The sequence below is a fragment of the Nocardia alni genome (assembly GCF_019038435.1).
In the GTDB taxonomy this organism is placed as follows: Bacteria; Actinomycetota; Actinomycetes; order Mycobacteriales; family Mycobacteriaceae; genus Nocardia; species Nocardia alni.
Window position 1 is genome coordinate 1 of the sequence record NZ_JAGPOX010000087.1, and the last position, 18,388, is coordinate 18,388.

1 protein-coding gene (cut by a window edge) is annotated in these 18,388 nt (G+C 65.7%); it reads right to left on the reverse strand.

Going from position 1 to position 18,388, the window contains the following annotated elements:
* Positions 1-18,388, reverse strand: part of the annotated coding region (locus JZ791_RS28095; RefSeq protein ID WP_216898354.1) for a toxin glutamine deamidase domain-containing protein (this coding region is incomplete at its 3' end). 17,422 nt of the annotated region lie beyond the right edge of the window; 18,388 of its 35,810 annotated nt are in view.

The window sequence follows — 18,388 nt, forward strand, 5'->3', positions numbered from 1 at the left end:
CCCAAGGGAATCAGACGGATCTCGAAGGGGTTCTCGACCAAGCGCTGTTCGGGGACCTCGACCATCCCAGGACCGTAGAAGGCATCGAGGGCGCGGCCGAGTTCCGCCAGCGCCGCCCGATCGATGCGTTCGCCCAACGGATCCGTGACCCGTGTGCCGAGACGCAGATTCGCCGCCTGTGTCCCCTCGATCAGCCAGTACAGCGGTATGCCAGCGGCATCGGCGGCGGCGCGCAGGGCACCGAATGCCTCCGCGCGCCCGCCGTTCGACAGCCGACGCTGCTGGTTCGCATAGCGCTGGGTCATTTTGTCGATATATCCGTAATATGCCGTGACACGTCGAGCCAGCGTCTCGAAGGGGTCGGGCCGTGAGAGGTCGATCAGCCTGGTCAGGCGCATGCCGCGACGCTGCTCGGCTGCTGCCCGGTCCACGCCGGCCAATAGCCTCTCGGCGTTCATGCCGGCCGAGATCGCGCGGGCGGCCGCGACAATCGATTTACGCAACATCTCTTCGACGTCGACGCGCTGTATCGGCGCCGCGCCGGCAGCCACCAGCTCATCGAGCCGATCCTTGGCCGCTCGGTGCCGCTGGTAGGCGGCCTTGGCGACACGGATCGCTTCGGAACCGAACATGACCGGTTCACCAGCCACGACATTCAGCTCGCGGTCCAGTTCCGAGGGGGAGCGCTCCGCCGCGTCCGGGTCCACACCGGCCGCCCACGCGGCGGCACGCCATGCCCGCTTGGCGGCCTCGGCTTCCTCGGCAGGTCCCTCCCTCTCGGGGGTTCGGGCGTCGTGCAGGTCGATATCCTGTGCACGGCCCCACATATCGACCAGCGCGGTGATCACGGTGCGTGCCCGGCCCGGATCACCAATCAGCGCTGTGAGCCGATCGGTCCCCGCGAGGTAATCCAGTCCACGCACCGCGGCCGCGCCCGGCGCCGCGGCCACCACCCGCTCCAGTTCGGCTTCGAATTCCAAGGCTGCCCGGACGAATGCGTCGAGCAGCGCACGCCTTTCGACATATGCCGCGTACAGCGGTGAATTCCGGTCGGGCGCGGCCGCAGGATTCGCCACTTGCCGCAGCAGGTGGACGGCCTGCCTGGCGCGCAGATACCGCAGCGTCGCCTCGCGTAGCCGCCGCACAGCATCGGGATCGTGGTATGACCGCCGCAACGACCGCAGCTTCGCCTGCGCCGCGGGCATCCGTGTCACATCGTCGACGGCGACGCCAGGCAGCGCCGCTACCGCATCGCTCAGGGCCGCATAGGCATCGCGCAGTTCCGCCGCCGCAGCCTGGAATAGTCCGTCCACCACGTGCGCGGACAGCGGTTCCTCGGGATATCCGGCCAGTGCGCCCGAATCATCGGCCGATTCTGCCGAAACTACTGCTGGAGCGGCGGATACACCTGTCCGCCGGACGGTGGCTGACCCGTCTCGCGTGCCTGCTGATAGTCCTCGGCCACCATCTCGGCCGGCCAGCTCGGATATTCCAGCACCACTCCGGTTTCCGGATCGACCGCCAGGTTCGCCGCTCCCAGCCCCGAACCGTCCGCCCGCTCCTGGGGCGTGAGCGCCGGCCGGCATACCCACACGCCCTCGAACTCCCGCACCCGGAACTCTCGATCGACGCCGAGTACCCGCGTCAGATGGTGCGCGACCTGTTCCTTCGTCCGATACGGCATCGTCGGCTTCCTCTCCGGCCGGTCCGAGAATGAAATCTACCTTGGCAACCCTGTCGTTCCAGCTGTCCCGCGGCGCGTCGCCGGTCCAGCCGGACTGCGGATCCCACCAGACCGGGCCGTCGGCGTCCTTCGGGTAGACCACGACAACCGTATGTCCGGGCCGGTCCTGCTCATCCGTCTGTTGCTCATCCCCCGTCCAGGTCAGCGCGACCATCGCCGACGAGCCGGGGCCCATCGCGGCGACCCGATCGTGGATCTGCCGCAATTGCCCGGCAATCGTGGAACGGCGATCCGGTGTCTGCCATTTCGCCTGCAGGAAGCGTTCGGCGCGGGCCTTGCCGCCATGCTCACCGCGGAACCGGTCTGCCTTGTCGTTCTCGTCGATGTACCGTGCCAGCGCCACCTGTGGATCGCCATTGAACGAGGACAACGCCGCCAGGCAGGCGTCGACACAGTTGGTGTTGCGCCCCTTGTCTCGCATGCGCCCGGCGTTGATCAACTTGCCGTAGGCGTTCGTGCGGGGATCGGCGTGGACCAGGAATCGGTCACCATCGAGCAGGGCGTCCTCGACCGCGGCCTGGTACGCCGCATTCTCCAGGCCGCGCAGTTTTCCGCGCCCGAACGGCTTCTCATCACGCAGGCCGCGCAACCGCGCCTGTGTGCTGGCCCGTAACATATCGCCGCTGATCCGGGTGATATCAGCGGCGCTGAAGGCCGGATCGGCGCCGGGCAGGCCCAAGCGCGCACGCAGCCGGGCAGCCAGTTGCTCGGGGCTCAGCACCGGACTCCAGACGTCGGCGTCGTCGGTGAGTTGCCTGTCAACCGTGATGTGCACATCGGCGGTGGCCGGGTCGTCGGTGAAAACCACGTCGACCAGCAGCCGTTCTCCATTGGACAGCTTGCTCGTCTGGTTGAAATACTGATCGATGGCAAGCTGCGTCTTGCGCTTGACCATTACGATGTCCGACGAGTTCGCCTTACGAGCGGCGAGATGCACCGGAATGGTCAATACCGCGATGCGCATATCCCGGCGCGGGGTGTAATGGGTTACACCGTATGTATATCCAGAGCCGTCCGCACCGGTCCCACGTACCCGCGCGGCCGGGCGGCCCGCCCCGGAACGCCGCAACGTGGCACGCAGATGCCATGCTCGCGCTACCGCCTGCCTGTTCTGTTCAGCGGTGTCGCGGGGCGTGCGATCCTCGGATACCGCGGAATCGTTCTCGGACGAATCCGCTACCGATACCGAGTCCGGCACCGCGGCGACGGCTTTCGTGGGACGCGGCCCGTCGAGAGTCTCGGTGTCCCCCGCGGGTTCCGGCGACGAATAGGACGCCGAACCATCGGACGAACCGCCTGTCTGCGCGGATTCGACCTCTTCGAGTTCGATCAGCCACTGTCCCGGCTCGACCTCGCGCTTCGATATGACATCGAATGTCGTTCCGGGCGCGAACAACACCTCGTCCTCGCCGAGATATGCCTTGCCGGATATCGCCGCGACGTGGCGACCATGACGTGAGGTGATGGCGAAGCGAACGTTGCCGGCGTTCGGCTCCCGCCGGTCGGCGCTGACGAAGGCGGGCTCGGTGATCGTCGTGCCCGGTACGTAACCCGCCAGGACGCCCGCCAGATCGGTACTCCGGACGCCGATCCCGCGGTACACGATGCCGGAATACTCCGGGAAGTGACGCAATCCCGCGACAATCGCATCGATCAGCGTGCGCTGCTCCGCCAGCTGTACCGGATCACCGGACCGTAGCGCATTGTTGGCCCGCACCACGGCTTTCGTGGACGTGTAGAGCAGCACCGCGACCAGTGCGGGCACCGGAATACCCGCCAGCTCTGGAACCGTGAGTGAGCGTTGATAGGCGAACTGCGCTGCGTAAGCGTAGTCACGATCGAACTTCGCGAGCCAGCCGGGCAGCGCCGCATAGGCACGCACGACCGCGGCCGGTTCGTACTTGCCCAGCAGGGAGGGCAGCCCCTCGGCGAAGCCTGATTGCAGCTCACCCCCGACGCCGAGGGCGGCGAGTTCCTCGCGGGTGACCCACCGGGCCTCCGCCGTCTCTGTGCCATCGATCGCCGGCTCGAACATCGTCGGTGCGTCGGCGGCCAGCATCGTGTACCGCCAGCCGTTCGGGCCGCGGGAGACAACCGTACCGGACAAGGCCAGCGAGGCGAGCCACTCTCGGGTGGCCCGCAATTCCTCGATGGTCTCCCGCGCCGCGCCCTGCGCCGGTGTCTCCTTCGAGTGCAGCGCACCGCCGGGCAACTGCCAGTTACTCTGCGAATATCCCGCCGCGGACTTGGTGATCAGGAATCGTTCCACCCCGTCGGCATCGACGTTTCTGATCAGCACGCCCGCGGCGCCGTACCGGCCCCAGATTCCGCTTCCGGGAGCGAACTCCGCATCACCGGACTCACCCGGATCCTCGGCCGGAACGAAGGGATGGAATGCACCGTCCGCGCCGTGTGGCCGCACGAGGGTGTCCGGAATGAACGGCCGACCGCTCTCGTCGAGGAACAGGCCCTGGGTTCCCGGCGGATATGCCGCGGACAATGCCGCGGCGACCGATCGACCATCGAGGTCGACCTGCACGGCCATACCCTCGTTGACCAACAGGTACGGTTCTTGCCCTGGGGCAGTGACAAGGACCGCTGTGCCGACAGGCGTGGTCCGCAGCCACACCAGCAGATAATCGCGATCCGGCAGTGGCTGCGGGGTGGCCGTATCGTCCAGTAGCCGCACTCCCGGACCGGCATTCCGGGTGCGGTTCAGATCCCGCAGCACCCGCGCGATGGCGGCCTGCTGATCGAAAGGCACGGAATCTTCCCGCGCTTCAGCGAATATCGCGCTATCCAGCACACCCTGCAAGCGCCCGGTCAGCTCACGGACATTGGCAGCGGCTTCTCGACGTAGCCTGGTCCAGATCGCGCGCAGGACCCGGGATTCGAGATGTGCCTCGGCGACCGCGAGGCTGCGCATCACCCTGGACCGCTCTGCGGCGATATCGTCGAGCGTCCGCAGCGCCGCGACATAGTGCTTGCGTTCGCCGTGCTTCCACCGCGGAAGCTGCCCGAGCCTCGCCTCGGCCCGTTGACGCGCCAGCGACAGTTCCCGATCGATCTGCCCGGCGGTCGCGCCGGGCGCCGATCGGTCATCTTCTCCGCCGGGCGAACCGTCCACAGAGCCGGATTCCGGTGTGCTACGGCCGATTCTGGACTGTGGGCCGGATGTGGTTTCTTCCTCGCCACCGGCACTCGGTGGCGGCACCGGCTGCCCGGCACTGTCGAACACGATCCCCGAGAACACCGCGCCGGGTCCCGCCTGAGATGCGATCTGCTGCAGCCTCTTGTGCGCATGCTCACCAGCAAGCACAACCTGCCTGAGCTCGCGGCTACCATTGCCGACGGGAGTCATCTCGTGCAGTACGAGCCCGCCGTCCGCCGCCTGGGCGAGGGTAATGAGGTGCGTCCTGATCTGATCCGGATCATTCCCGGACTCCTGCACCGACACCAACACCACTTCGGCCGGATCGCCAACCGCTGTGAGTCGCCCCAGGAACTCCCACCACCCGGCATCGGTCCACTGCCCGCCCGCATACTGCGCCAGTTCATGCGCGTGGAATCCGGTGTACTCGAGTATCAGTCGGGTGTCCGCGTCCGGGATCCGCACCGGACAGCCCTGCGCGGCGAACCACGCCCGAATGAATTCCAGCTCACCCACGCCACAGAGCGCCTGCACCGCATAGCCGCCCTGGATCGGTGAACCCTCCATCGCCGCACGCAGTTCAGCGTCGACGAGGTCGGAAACCTGGATGGCCCTGGCGACGTCGGCGGGTGTTGCGTCGGCACCGCTGTCCTCAGCAGTCTCGTGATCGGAGGCCGATACCCGTTCACGCCGGACAACCTCGGCCGTGGTCGGAATCCACGCCCACGAGGTCGCCGGAGGCTCCGGATTACCGAATGCGGCCCGCAGCCGCTCGGTCAATACGCGGACTCGGGCAACGGCGGTGTCCGTCGCGGCCCGAACCGCCTGCCCGTCGGCTTCTTGCGCCGCCAGCGCCTGTACTGCCAGTCCCCGGGCCACCATGGCCAACTCGGGCGCCGGCAGGTCCGGTACCGCAGCCGAACTCGCGCCGTTGAGCAGCGCCAACCAGCCCGCCGCATAGTGAACGAGCGCCTGCCACGCGGTCATACCGGCGCCAGGCAGTCCGACGGCCGCCTCCGCGAGATCTCCGGCCGCGCCGATCACCATGGTTTCCGGCGACTCCGCCTCGCGCAGTTGCGCCAACCCCGGAACATGCTCGGCCATATGCCGTAACAGCTGGATCATGCCGGCCTGCTGAGGGAGGTTCAGGTGTTCCCGTATCACTCCGTGCGCATCGCCGAACTCGTCGAATTGTGCCGCTGTGGGCAATAATTCAGGCTCGAGGCCTGCCGTACTCGCAAGGCGGTGCAGGCCGGTGAGCAAGAGTTCCTGCGCCGCACCGGAATCCAGCATGGCCACGGCGATCCTCCCGGCCGCCTGCTCGAAGCGGGCCGCCGTCACCGGGTCGGCGGGCACTGCGTCCCGGCCCACCTCCGGCACCGCATCGCTGAGTCCCAGCGGCGAATTGGCCGGGAAGACTTCGTAGAGAACGAGTTCGTATCCGGTGGCCGTCAACCACAACCGGTGCTCTGGACTTTCGCGTAGGAAGGCCTCCAGGGCTTCGGCATGACGACCTGCCATGGCCACGACCCGTATGGTCGGCGGCTCGTACGACACTACGATGTGGTCGCCGCTGCGCAGGCTCGGTACATTGTCGTTGGCCAGATGCCATACACCGCGCTGGGATTGTTGCCGATTCTCCGCATCCAGCATTGCCTGTGGATCTACCGAGTCGAAGGACAGCGCCGCCGCGACCTGGTCGAACCGTGGACCCAATCGCTCGATGAGGCGCCCGAGATCCCGCACATCCCGCCGACGACCGGGGTTCAAGACGAATCTTCGGCGAAGGCGGGTCAACTCGGCATCCCACCCGGCACGGTCGAGCCGGTCAGGGTGCTCCACCTCCAGTCCTTCGGCGAGCTGATAGGCCGCGACTTCGGTGTCGTCGAGTTTCGGCAAACCGAAAATCGCCCGGAATTGCGCATCCTGCAGCGTCTTCCAGTCCCGGCCGTGCACCATCACATACGCGAACGCCTCGGCAATCGTCTCATGCAGGGAATCCTTCTTCTTCGAATATCTGGATCCACTCTCCAACCACTGCAATACGTCTTTCCACACACCATTGACGCCGATGACTCCGGCGCGTGACAATGCGCCTGCGGCGGAGTCAACAAACGGTTGCAGCCGCCGACGGTTGTCGGCTTCGTTGATCCTCCAGCCGTTGATATTGGCCATCTTATGGCCCAGTTCATGGATCAGACCGGTCGCAAAGGGGTGACCACGATCGCCCGATAGGTCATTGCGTGTAATTCTGTCCTTGAATTGTGCGGCCATTGCCGCGTAATCGGTCACCCATTTCCGACCGATGGTGATGACAGCGTCGTACGAGCCGTCCGAGCGCCTGACAATCACCGCATCCATCGCGGTGCTATCCGGGACATCGCCGACAATCAGCCGTGCGTCGTGGACATTCGCGATCTGCTGATGGACGAGTTCGAGGGCGTATCTGCATTCCTCCACCAGAGTAGCGGGCACATCCCAGGCCATGAAGCCTTCCAGGAATGCATGGTGCTCCTCGGCCAGTTGGTCGATAATCTGTTTCTTCGCAACTTGATTACCGGTATCGGGCAGGCCTACGCCAACCTGCGTATCGTAAACTCGTCCGTTCAGAGCATCCAAGAACCGTCGCAGTGAATCGACGACGGCCTGCCGACTCGCGCGATGCTCCGGTGCGACGTTGGTCACCAGGTCAGCCAGATGATTGATCCTGGCCCGCAACAGCATCCGGGACCGCGGGTCGATTATTCCGGACTGACCCTGTCGGATTCCCATCTTGGCGAGTCGAATATTCTTCAGCAGTTGGCTGATCGCCGCGGCGATATCGTCGAAATCGTCACTAGAGGCATTCCCCGCACCAAGGTCCGTATCCCCTTGCCTGGAAGACAGCTGCTGCACACCGGGGTCACCCGCCGGATCCGATGAGCGACTCGAGTACGAATCGGTATCCGGTTCGGACACATCGAATTCCGCTATACGCAGTGTTCCGCCAGTCCAGGGCTGCAGGTAGACGTCCGCGGCTTCGAACTGTTCGACCGCGCTCAGCCACGCGGCGTCGGCGAGAGGTCCGGGCTGTTGCCGGTCGGCCACGGCGATCCGCAGGCGCAGACCGTCGTCGGTGTCGACCAAGGCGACGGTCAGGGTGCCGCCGGTTGCGGTCGACCGCAGTTCTTGCAGGGCGCGGGTGGCCACAGCGAGGATGCGGTCACGCTGCGCGGCGGGCGCCGCGTCCAGCAGGCGGGTCAGGCCGTCATAACCATCCGCGAGTACGAGCGGGGCTGTCGCGGTGAGGGTCTCGCTCGGATCGGGTACTTCCAGCTCGGCGACCACCACACTCGGCGTAGTCGTTGCCCGGCGTCCTTCCAGCAGCAGATCACACAGGTGCGCTGCGAGCCAGTCGCTGCCGAAGAAGCGTTGTGCGACAACGAGCTCCACATCGGACAGCTGGATCGACCGAGACAGTGCACGCCATAATCCCGAGGTCCGGCCCGACCGATCCGGGCGCCCGAACCAAAGCCTCGATGCATCTCCGGAATTTTCTATCCACCAGCCCGCGACCCATGTGTGATCCGTCGGGAAATGTTTGCGCAGTAGATGAGTCGCCCATCCCTGGGCGGCAGATAGCTGCTCCGGATCATCCCACCCGGTGGTTCGCAGATGGGCTGCGAGCCGGCGGCGCAGACTTCGTTCGATCCGGCTGCGGTCGGCGTCGAGCAAATTGGCCATCGCCGCGCTCCCCAGCGGATTCCGGGACTCGGGCACGACCAGCTCGGCGAACCGATCCGTGACGGGGTGATACCCCACCTGTGATCGTGAACCCCGCAACCGCCACTGCATCCAACGCAGCGGCCCGATCCGGTCGTGGCGCATCTCGATTCGCACCGGTCCGGACTCCGGCACCGTAATCTGCACTCGCAGCGGCTGGTCGAGTGCGGTCACCAGGGCATGAACCTCCCGCAGCGTCTCGATCGCAAGCGCGTCGACATCGGCATCGATATCGGTCACCGCACCGAAGTCGCGGTGCCGGCTCGGGAGGGCCCCCCTTCTCTCGCCCATCAGCAGGTCGATGATGCGGGCATACAGCGTCGTAAGGTCCGACAGCCGACCGGGATTCACAGTGCTTCCCACCCGCTGGCTGATGCGGCTCCCGGTCACCTCTCGCGTGGCATGGCTCACCAGAAGCGGGCCGTGGATCTCGACGTGCAGATCGGTCACAGCCCTCGAGGAGGCGCCCTTGGCATGCCATGTCGCCGCCATCTCCTCCAGCATCGGACGCGCGGAGTCGAGGGCGATGTCGCGGTCGAACTCGCCCCCGAGATATGCGCTCAGTACCCGGCGATTTCCCAGCAACCGCATATCCAGCGTCGCACCCGACTCCCCTATACCGCCGGAGACGAACTGGAGGATCAGATCCAGCACCCGTCCGCGATCCTCGGCTGGCCACGGAGAGAGCACCGTGTGCGTATAAATATGCAGCAGCGGAACGAGATCGTCTCCCGCATCCAGTACCAGCGAACGGCCACTGGCCGCAGCAGCAAGTTTCGCCTCCCGCACCTCGAGCGAAACCGGCTCGGCGGACACCGGATTCAGCTGGTCCACCTTCAGTACACGCCCGCCAGGCGCTCCGGTGATCGTGGCGCGCACGGTCGTCGGCCCGATATCGTGCAGCGGCGATTGAGCGTTGTTCAGCAGCGCCAGCACGGCTTCGATCTGTGCCTCATCGCTCCACCCCTGTTCGGACATGAACGAACCGAGCACCTGCCTCGCGGCCGTCCGGTCCGCGCCGACCCCGACGATGAACTCGACCGAATGCTGCTCGCTCGTCTCGGACGGTGGCGCGGACCGAACGGGCCCGGCTCCGGGGGGCAACGCGGCGATCGGCCCCTGCGGCATAGGCCAGTCAGCGGGGATGCTCAGCGGCATCGCGTCGCCGGATGCCTTCAGCAGAATCGTCCACATATCGGTGACGCCCTCGGGCGGAGACCACTCAGAGAACGGCACCGGCTCGTTGTATCGCGCGTCGTCGACCACAATGACGTGCTGCCCGTCGATTCGTATCGACACCAGGACGTCGCCTCCAGCCTCCGAGGCATCCACCCCCTCGCCGCCGAACTCCATCACCACGAGCGCGGCCGCACCGTTCCATGGGGCGACCCCATAGCCCTCGTATTCCTCGAGCCGTTCGGTACTGATGTGGAGGTCGATCAACTCCCCCAGCACGATGCCGATGGCCTCGACGCTCTCGATCGGGAACAGCCGCCCGTCCACGGACAGCTGCAACTCATCAGCCGTGAGTGTGGATTTCCCAGCCAGTATCGATATGTCGACCTGCACGCCCGTCCATCGCGCGGCAGCGAGCACCAATTGCCGTAAGGGGTACTCAGGGCTGGCGACTTCGCCGGACTCGGCTTGCGGCGCACCGACATTGAAATCCGGGCCACGCTTCGTCTCCGGATCGATCAGCACTGCTTCCCGCGACACCACCGGCCAGCCATCGACACTCAACCCGCCCCACACTGGGCCGCCGCCGGCAGCCGGGCGCTCGAACTCCTCACTTTCACCCGTGGCCTCATTGATCAACTCGATATGCCCGGCCTCGCTCTGCCCGCCCACGTACACCAAGCGGAAAGCATGGCCGAGACCTGGCACTTCGCGCGGCGGCACCGTGACGATCAGCGATACGCCGCCCGCCGGCAGGCCTCCCCGTTCCGGGTGCGCCGTATCCTCGAACCACTGGCCCGACTTCTCCAAAGCGTCATAGGCCGTACGCAAATTGGTGAAGTACTGCGGCTGCCCGCCGAAACCAGCGATCACCTCCGCCGCCGGCGTGCCATTCTCAGGGTCTATGACCGGCAGCCAAACCCTTGCCCATTCCTCCTCGTATTCCACGCCATCCGCGTCCCGGCCCGTCTCACGACCCGACGCCCGCGCGAAACCCAGTACCGTCGCCGGACCACACAAATTCACCGCGTCGGGCGAACGCAACAGGAACGAAAGTGTCAACGTGCGCAACAGGTTACGTCGCACTCGCAGGGCACGGCGAGCGGCGATCAGCTGACGCTGACGGCGCACGAATTCCGCACGCCGGTTCTCCCGTATCAGGGCGGTCCGCCGAGGATGTTGGTCCTGCCCGAGTTCGGCGAGCCTGGCCGAGCCGAAGGCGCGCCATGCCGCCCATGCCTCGTCGCGAAGCCGTGTCGCCTCCTCGTAGTCCAGATGGTCGCCGAGTACCGCAGGCCCGGCGTACGTATTGACGGTGGCCGCGGAGTCACCGAACAGCTGGCGCCCGAGCCGCCGCAGATAGAGCTCCACGAATGGCAGTTCGTCCCGTGTGAACACCCCGATCACACGGAACTCCGCCATTGCGAGATCGATATCGTGCACCATCTCCGGGGTGATCTCCACGCCCTGGGCGCCGAACAGCAGCGCACCCAAGCGAGCCTCCAGCACGAAGGTGGATTGCGCTGCGGGATAACCGTTCTCGGTCAGCCATTCGATACCGTCCGCCGGGACTCCGTATTCCGCCACGGCGGCTGTGTAGACCCCCCACAGTCGAGTCGGCTCGGCATCGTCCCGCGGCTCCCCGAATTCGTCGCTGCGGTCCCGCGATTCGTAGTAGGCGACCAGATCCTCCACCGGCTGGTTGCGCCGGAGCCACCGATCGCCGTCGCCGGTCAGCTCGACACCGCCGAACTCGGTGACACAGGTTCCGTAGCCGTTCATCTCGTTCTCGGGGCGGTCGCCCATCCGGAACAGGGTGATCGTCGTCAGTTCACCCGAGAACACGTCGGGGTCGGGCATACGATCCAGCGATACGGCGTAGGTCGGATCGTCGGTGCCGCCGAAAGTACCATGCGGCTTGAACTTTTCGCCGGTCTCGGTATATCCGGTGCGGGTGATCGGACGCGGTTCTCCGAAGGGTTCGCGCTCTCGTTCCCGGCCCTGCCGGAACGGCTCGACGACCGCGATGATGGCTTCCTGCAGCGCCCGCCATTCCTGGGTCAGCCGGAAATACAATTCCGGGGCGCCGACACCGTTGGGGCCGTAGTACTCCCCGGTGGCGCTCACCGGGACCGCCCGGCGGGCTACCTCGTTCAACGCGTCGGCGATCAGCGGCGCCATCCACCGGGGCGCCTTCAGCATGAACAGCGACACGTGCGGCTGCGCGACATTGCGGTGTCCCCACGGCACCTCCCGTCCCAGGACGAACTGCGGTGCGCGGGCAGCATTTCCGGAGACGTCCGCCTCCTCCTGCATACGCCCGGCAAAGGTTTCGCTCAACGCCACCGCATGCGCGTACATATGCGGCGGCAGCGTGAACGCCACATCGAGGGTCAGCAGTCCTGCCGGATCATCCTCATCCTCGTGCCAGCCCGGCGGAATGTCCTGAGTGGCCTGCGCCGGGAGCCCGGACGCCATGCGCCGCAGGCCCGCGACATACAGCCCGAACGCCTGCCACATCAGCATGCCGCCGGGAATACCGATCGTGCCCTCCGGAGCGACCGTCCCTGGTGGAGCGAGCACCAGCGGCGGTGGATGCCCGTGGTCGCGAACGAACCGCTCCAGGAAGTCCCGCAGTTCGCACAATGCCGGAATCTCGTCCGCGAGCCGCCCGAGCTGCTGGGTGAAGTCGATCACCTGTTCCGGAACGATCTGCTGCCGCACTCCACCTTCGAAATCCCCGTCGGGCACGTCCGTGAACCGCACCGATTCGCGGAGATGAGCCGGGTCTTCACCGATCACTGTCGGCGACGTTGCCGCCGGCGGAGCCGGCACCGGCAGTGAGTCGACGAGTACCTGCTCGGCCCGTTCCCACAGCAGGTCGACCAGTGCCTCGGCCTGCTCGCGGGTTCCCCGCAGATGCCGCACCAATTTACGGATGACAGCGGGTCCGAGGATCAACCGTCCCTGCTCGGCCAGCTGCAGCGCTTCCGGTGAGACGCCCACAACCGCCCTGGTCGCAGCGAGCAAACTGTGGCCTCGCAGCTGCCGCAGCGTCCGCAATTCCTGGCCTATCCGCGCGGCGACGGAAGACCGACCGCCGCCGGTGTCCGAGGCGGCGCCATGGACGGCATCGGCGCGTGCCCCCTGCCATGCCTCGTGCACCGATTCGGCCAGATCCGGTTCTACGATCTCGTAGAGAACGGACACTGGATAATGATCGGAATCGCCCGGCCATGCACGAGCGTTGGAAGCCCTGAACTCCGCGGGAGCGAAGATCTGATCCGGCGTCTCGCCCCACGGCACGGTCCTCATGCCGAACTGCCCGAGGCTTGCCGGAGGAACTCCGACGCTCAGCCCCAGTCTGCCGATACTGTCCTGATACCTCTGCTCCGGGCTTCCAATGTTGAAGTCGCCGGCGAACGCGGTCGGGCGGCCGCCGTCCTGATCCGCGATCGGGAAGATCGTCGCTTCGATCGCCGCGTTGTACGCCGCAGCTCGGGGAGATTCGACATCGACTCCCAAGAAACCCAACGGTAGCGGATGCGCATTCACGACCCGGAAACCGCCGATCTCGACCACCTGCGCCTTGCGGTCGTATTCCTCATCGACCGGCACGCCGTTGATCTTCAGTTCGAGGCCGCTCTTGGGCAGGTCCACCGACGTGGCGTTATCGATAGGAAGCCGGCTGAAGGTCACCAGGCATAGCGTGCTGTCATCGAAATGCGACGGGCACATCTCGGTCACGTAGACATACGGGTAGCCGAGTATCCGGCCGAATACCTCCGGGGGCGGAATATTCTCGCCGACCGGCCACTCCTGCGCACACACCACATCGGCGTCGAGCTCGCTCAGCCTGTCGAAGAAGTATCTCCACTGCCGCTCGGCGCTATAGACCGACGGACCAGGGGTGTCACCGGCAGCGGGGTCGACCGATGGGGTCTCGCTCGTTTCCTCGAGCCGGAGACCCGCGACGTTGGCACTGGCCACGATGATCTCGTAGTTGATCTCATCGGACGCGGCGCCGAAGAACCGATCGCGTCCGCGTTCGGCGATGAGGTCCGTGGACCGGGGTCGCCCGGGGAGGTCGCTCGGATCGATATCCCAGTTCCGCGCCGTCGTCCCCTGCTCTTGTGTGAGCGGTACCGCAGCCCAGCGGACCAGGCCGCCCGGCGTCGATCGCGGCCCTGGACGGGTCGCCCCGTGCCACCGCGTGACGCCTTGGCGCACCTCGGGCAGATCCAAGAGGGCCGGTTCCTGTCCGGAGGCCGAATCCCCCTCTGCCATGGAGAGGTCCACGGTCGTGATCACGAGCTCTCGAGTGCGCTGTTCCTCGTCACCGACGAGATTCAGCGTCAAGATCTCAGGCCCGGTCTCACCTGCCGCCGCGAGTAATGCGACGGTGACGGACAACACCTGTTCGAGTGCGACCTGATCTCCCGGAACCCAGAGCTCGACCAGTCGCATCACCACTGCTACGAGATCACCGGGACGGCGCGGGTCGACCACGAAAGCGCGCCGGGCGATCGAGGCCGGGATCGCGGAATCCGCATTCCGCACCAGCCCATGCCGCCAGTGCCCGCGGGCCTGGAACCGGTACGGATAGAACTCGCGCACAAGCCCCTCAGGACCCGGCTCGTCCCCGATCTCGTGTGCAGGCATCGACTCGGCGCCCGGTCCGCCGGGCAGATCGCCCGCACTTGGCGGGCCTGGCTCGGTCGCCTCATTTTCGGCCATCGACCAGGAGATGCCCGCAGCGGCCAGCTCTTCTTGCAACTCCGTACTCGGCGGGCGCCGATGGAATATCAGGCGATCGATGTCGGAAACTCCGACACTCCCATGGATTTGAGCCTCAATGTAACTGTTGCTGTTGAATTGTGTTCCGGCGTAATCACGTTCGATGCCCTCCAAGCCGAAATAGGAGAGCAATCCATGATCGGTGCCGATCGCGCCGAACGACTCCGACTGCGGATCGGCGAGCGCGCTCGGAATAGCCGAGACACCCATCGAGTCGCCGACGCATGCGGTTGTTCGTTGCCGTACCGATGATTTCAGGATGACGTCCACATCCCCGTACTGGTCGAGCGAACTATTCGGCATGCTGGACGCTCCGGTGCGTACGTAGCCGTAGATCGGCCGCGACGCCGCCGGTAGATCGCTCGAATATCCGAACAGCATTCGTTCGAGTGCGACCTTCGCCGCCCGCAAGCTGGACATAACGCCCTGCACGGACCGCTGAGCGAATTCCAGCTCGGATTTGAGCCGACCGCTCCGGAGGATGAGGGGCAACTTCCCGGTGTGCACACGGATCGCGACCTCACCGCTGAACGCGCGGTCCAACTCCCGCGTCTCCCGCAATCGCAACTCGCCGACGGTGATACCCAGTTCCGCCGCGAGCACCGCCTCACGCCGTTCGTTGATCACATACCGTTCCGCGTAGGCGCGCTCACTCTCGTCCGGAAGCAAATCCGCCAGTTCCGCGAGCAGTTCGGCAGCCTCCCGCTCCCGTTGGCCATCCTGCGCCGCATCCAGATATCGCGCGTACAGCTCCCGCACCGCAGTGGTGGGGCGGCTGCGGAGGACGGGCCGGTCAAAGACGGGTTGCTCGTCGTCAGCGCCATTTCCAGACAGGTGGACGCGCATTTCCATGATCTCGTTGTGGCGCGGCGCCCTCGGGCGCTGGTAATTCCCTGAACCGTCGCCGTTACCGTGCGCGGCCTCGAACCCAGCGACGCCTAGGCGGTAGACAATAGTTTCGCCCAGGGTGGGCTCCAGGCCCGGATGGCGTACGGCCACGAATGATTCGGCAAAAGTCTCGGCGAACAGCACAGTGAGATCAATTTCACCAAAACGATCCGGCAGCTGACCATCTGGGCCGAATATATCGTCGTCCACCCACTCGGGGAATTTCGGACGACCGTTCGAGCTGAACTGCTCGTAGAGCCAAGCCTTGAAGTACAGCTCACCTATTCCGCGGCCGCGGTTCGGATTCTCCTGAGTATACGCTTCGTACAGGCCGAACAATATCACGTGGGCATAGTTCGAGGCGCCGTCGTACCATAAGACATGCGAAAGCTCGTGCAGGGTGACCGTGTACGGCTCGCCGCCATGGAATATCTCACGCTTCCCGGTGTGTCCCGCCCTCTCTGTTTCAGCACGGAATTCTTTACTCGTCAACAGCGGCTTTGCAATCTCGATATTATTCAGGCCGAGCCGATGGAGTTTCCCAGATTTTCGCAATCGGCGAACATTTACAAGATGCAGAGCAAACCGCACGGTAGTGTTGGCGGCGCCATAGAGCAGTAGGTCTCGTACCGCCATCGGGCGATGGGTCGACTCTGCCCAATAGGCCGCCAGCGTCCGCCATATCGCGCTGAAACGGAGACTCGCACCCTTCGCCCGATAGCCGGTGGAGACCATCTGCCCATACAGCCCCGGTTGCTTTCGAAATCCCTTACCGCTGAAGAAATCGACGGCGCCGACAGCGTGCACCGACAGCGTCGGGAAATCGTGATAGGTGTCGACGAACGCCAGCGCAACCTGGCGGACCGTATCCGCGTCGTACTTCCGGAAACTGGTAACCGGGTTCAGGCCGTATCGGCGCAGGAACCGCACACCATACTGCCGCCGGATCCACCGTGAAGTACGCCGCACCGACCAGCTGTAGAACCCGTCCGGCGGATCAGCGGGCCGATCGTTTCCGGCCGCACGGCGAGCCCGGGTCCACTGGACCAGCTTGACGGCCCCGGTCCCCAGCCCCCACAGCCCGAGCAGGATGGCTGTCCCGGCCTCAATCGAGCCACGCTCCCCGCTTGGGTCCTCCTCCCGCCTCTCCCTATAACGCTGGCGGGTCCACCGCACCTTGTCACCGGCGAAACCTATGAGCCGAGCACGGAATCGGCGGCGGCGCGGCTGTGACGCCTCGTCGTCGCTCGCATCTACAGACGCCTGCTGCGGCGGGCTCCAGGGTTCATCGATCTCAGGGTCCGTGACCGTGCTGCCGAGCTGATTCCCGCGTTCTTCCAACGTTGATCTGGGTGCGCGCCAACCGATTCCACGAGCGGTGCTCGGGTCGGGGAGAGCGCTGCCGTCCGCGGTGGCCAACCAGGCTTGCGACCCTGAAGTGGCGAGCCCGGCCGTCGACTGTGTAGCGAGTAGACGGACCAGTGGGCTGAGGTTCGCCATCGTGGTGGGCCACAACTGGCTGGCGGACGGCTCGGCGTGCGCCTCCAGCGCGGCGAGGAACGCCCGGAGTTGTTCCAGCACAGCCAGTTCCGCGGGGCTGAACGTCCTCATCTGTTCCCAGAGCGAGAACGCCCCGCCCAGCGTGGCCGCGTCCACGGCGCCCAGAAATCCGCCGAGTCCTTCGCGCTCCAACAAGCGAATTGGCGTGAAGTCGAACGCCTCGACCGAAAGCGCGGGATCGAGCGTGCCTGGCTCGCTGTCGAAGTGGGCGCGATCAGGCTCGGCGTAGCCTTGATAGACCGCCCAGATTTCGCCGCGGATTACTGCCTGCAGGGCCGCCCCGGAATACTCTGCGCCCGTGTACAGGTCGTAGGTGGAGATCTCACCGTATGCCTCGGTCAGTGCGAGTGCCAGCAAATTGCCGTCGGCACCGCGAACCAGAACTACCGACCGCTGCCCGGAACCCAGTCCCGTCAGTGCGCTCCGGACCGCGCTGTACGACGGTTCCCGCACAAATCGGCGCCCGAGCGCATTCTCCCAATCCGCGACGTCGGCATCACTTCCCAGCGCCAGGGGCGCCTGCGCCAAGTCGTGAATGCTCTGTGGCGGCGACCAATCGGTGACCACGGGTAGCTCGAGAGTGTCCGCGCCGCCCGGATCGCCGATCATCGATGCAAGTGCGACCGTTTCGAATAGCAGCACACCGGCGTGCATTCCGACCGGCGTGCCATTGGGGAATACCTGATAGAGATCGACCTCGTACCCGTCCCTGAGCAGCGATTCGAGTAGCCGTGGCTGGGCCGTAGCGAACGCCCGGACAGCCGCGCCATGACGACCCTCCGTGGCGACGATCGCGATACGCCCGTCAGGGTAGACCACCACGTGATCGCCGTATTGAACGCCGCCCGAGCGCAGACGCCCGATTCCCCGCCGCGACCGTTGGGCATCCTCGGCGATCAGCGTCTGCTCGTCGATCTTTCCCACCCGAGCCCGTGCCGCCTCGGCCAGCCGAATATCCGGCCGCAGTACCCGGTCGACCAACTCCACGAGTGTCGCGACAGCGTCCGACAACTCGGGCTCGCTGACCAGTCGCCCCCGCAACAATGCCAACGCAGCGTCCCAGCCCGCTTCGTTGAGCGTGTCCGGTCGGCCCACACCGAGCTTCTCTGCCAGCAGATAGGTGTCGATCGTTTCGCCGTCCAGCAGCGGCAGCTTGAAGCGGGACCGCACCCGTGGGTCCTGCGGCATGATCCAGTTGTGCCCGCCGCCGACGATATAGGAGCCGGCCTCGGCGAGAGGTTCCTCCGAGGGGCCCGCCTTGCTATATCCCGACTCTTGCTCGAGATATTCTTCGATGCTGTTGTATATCC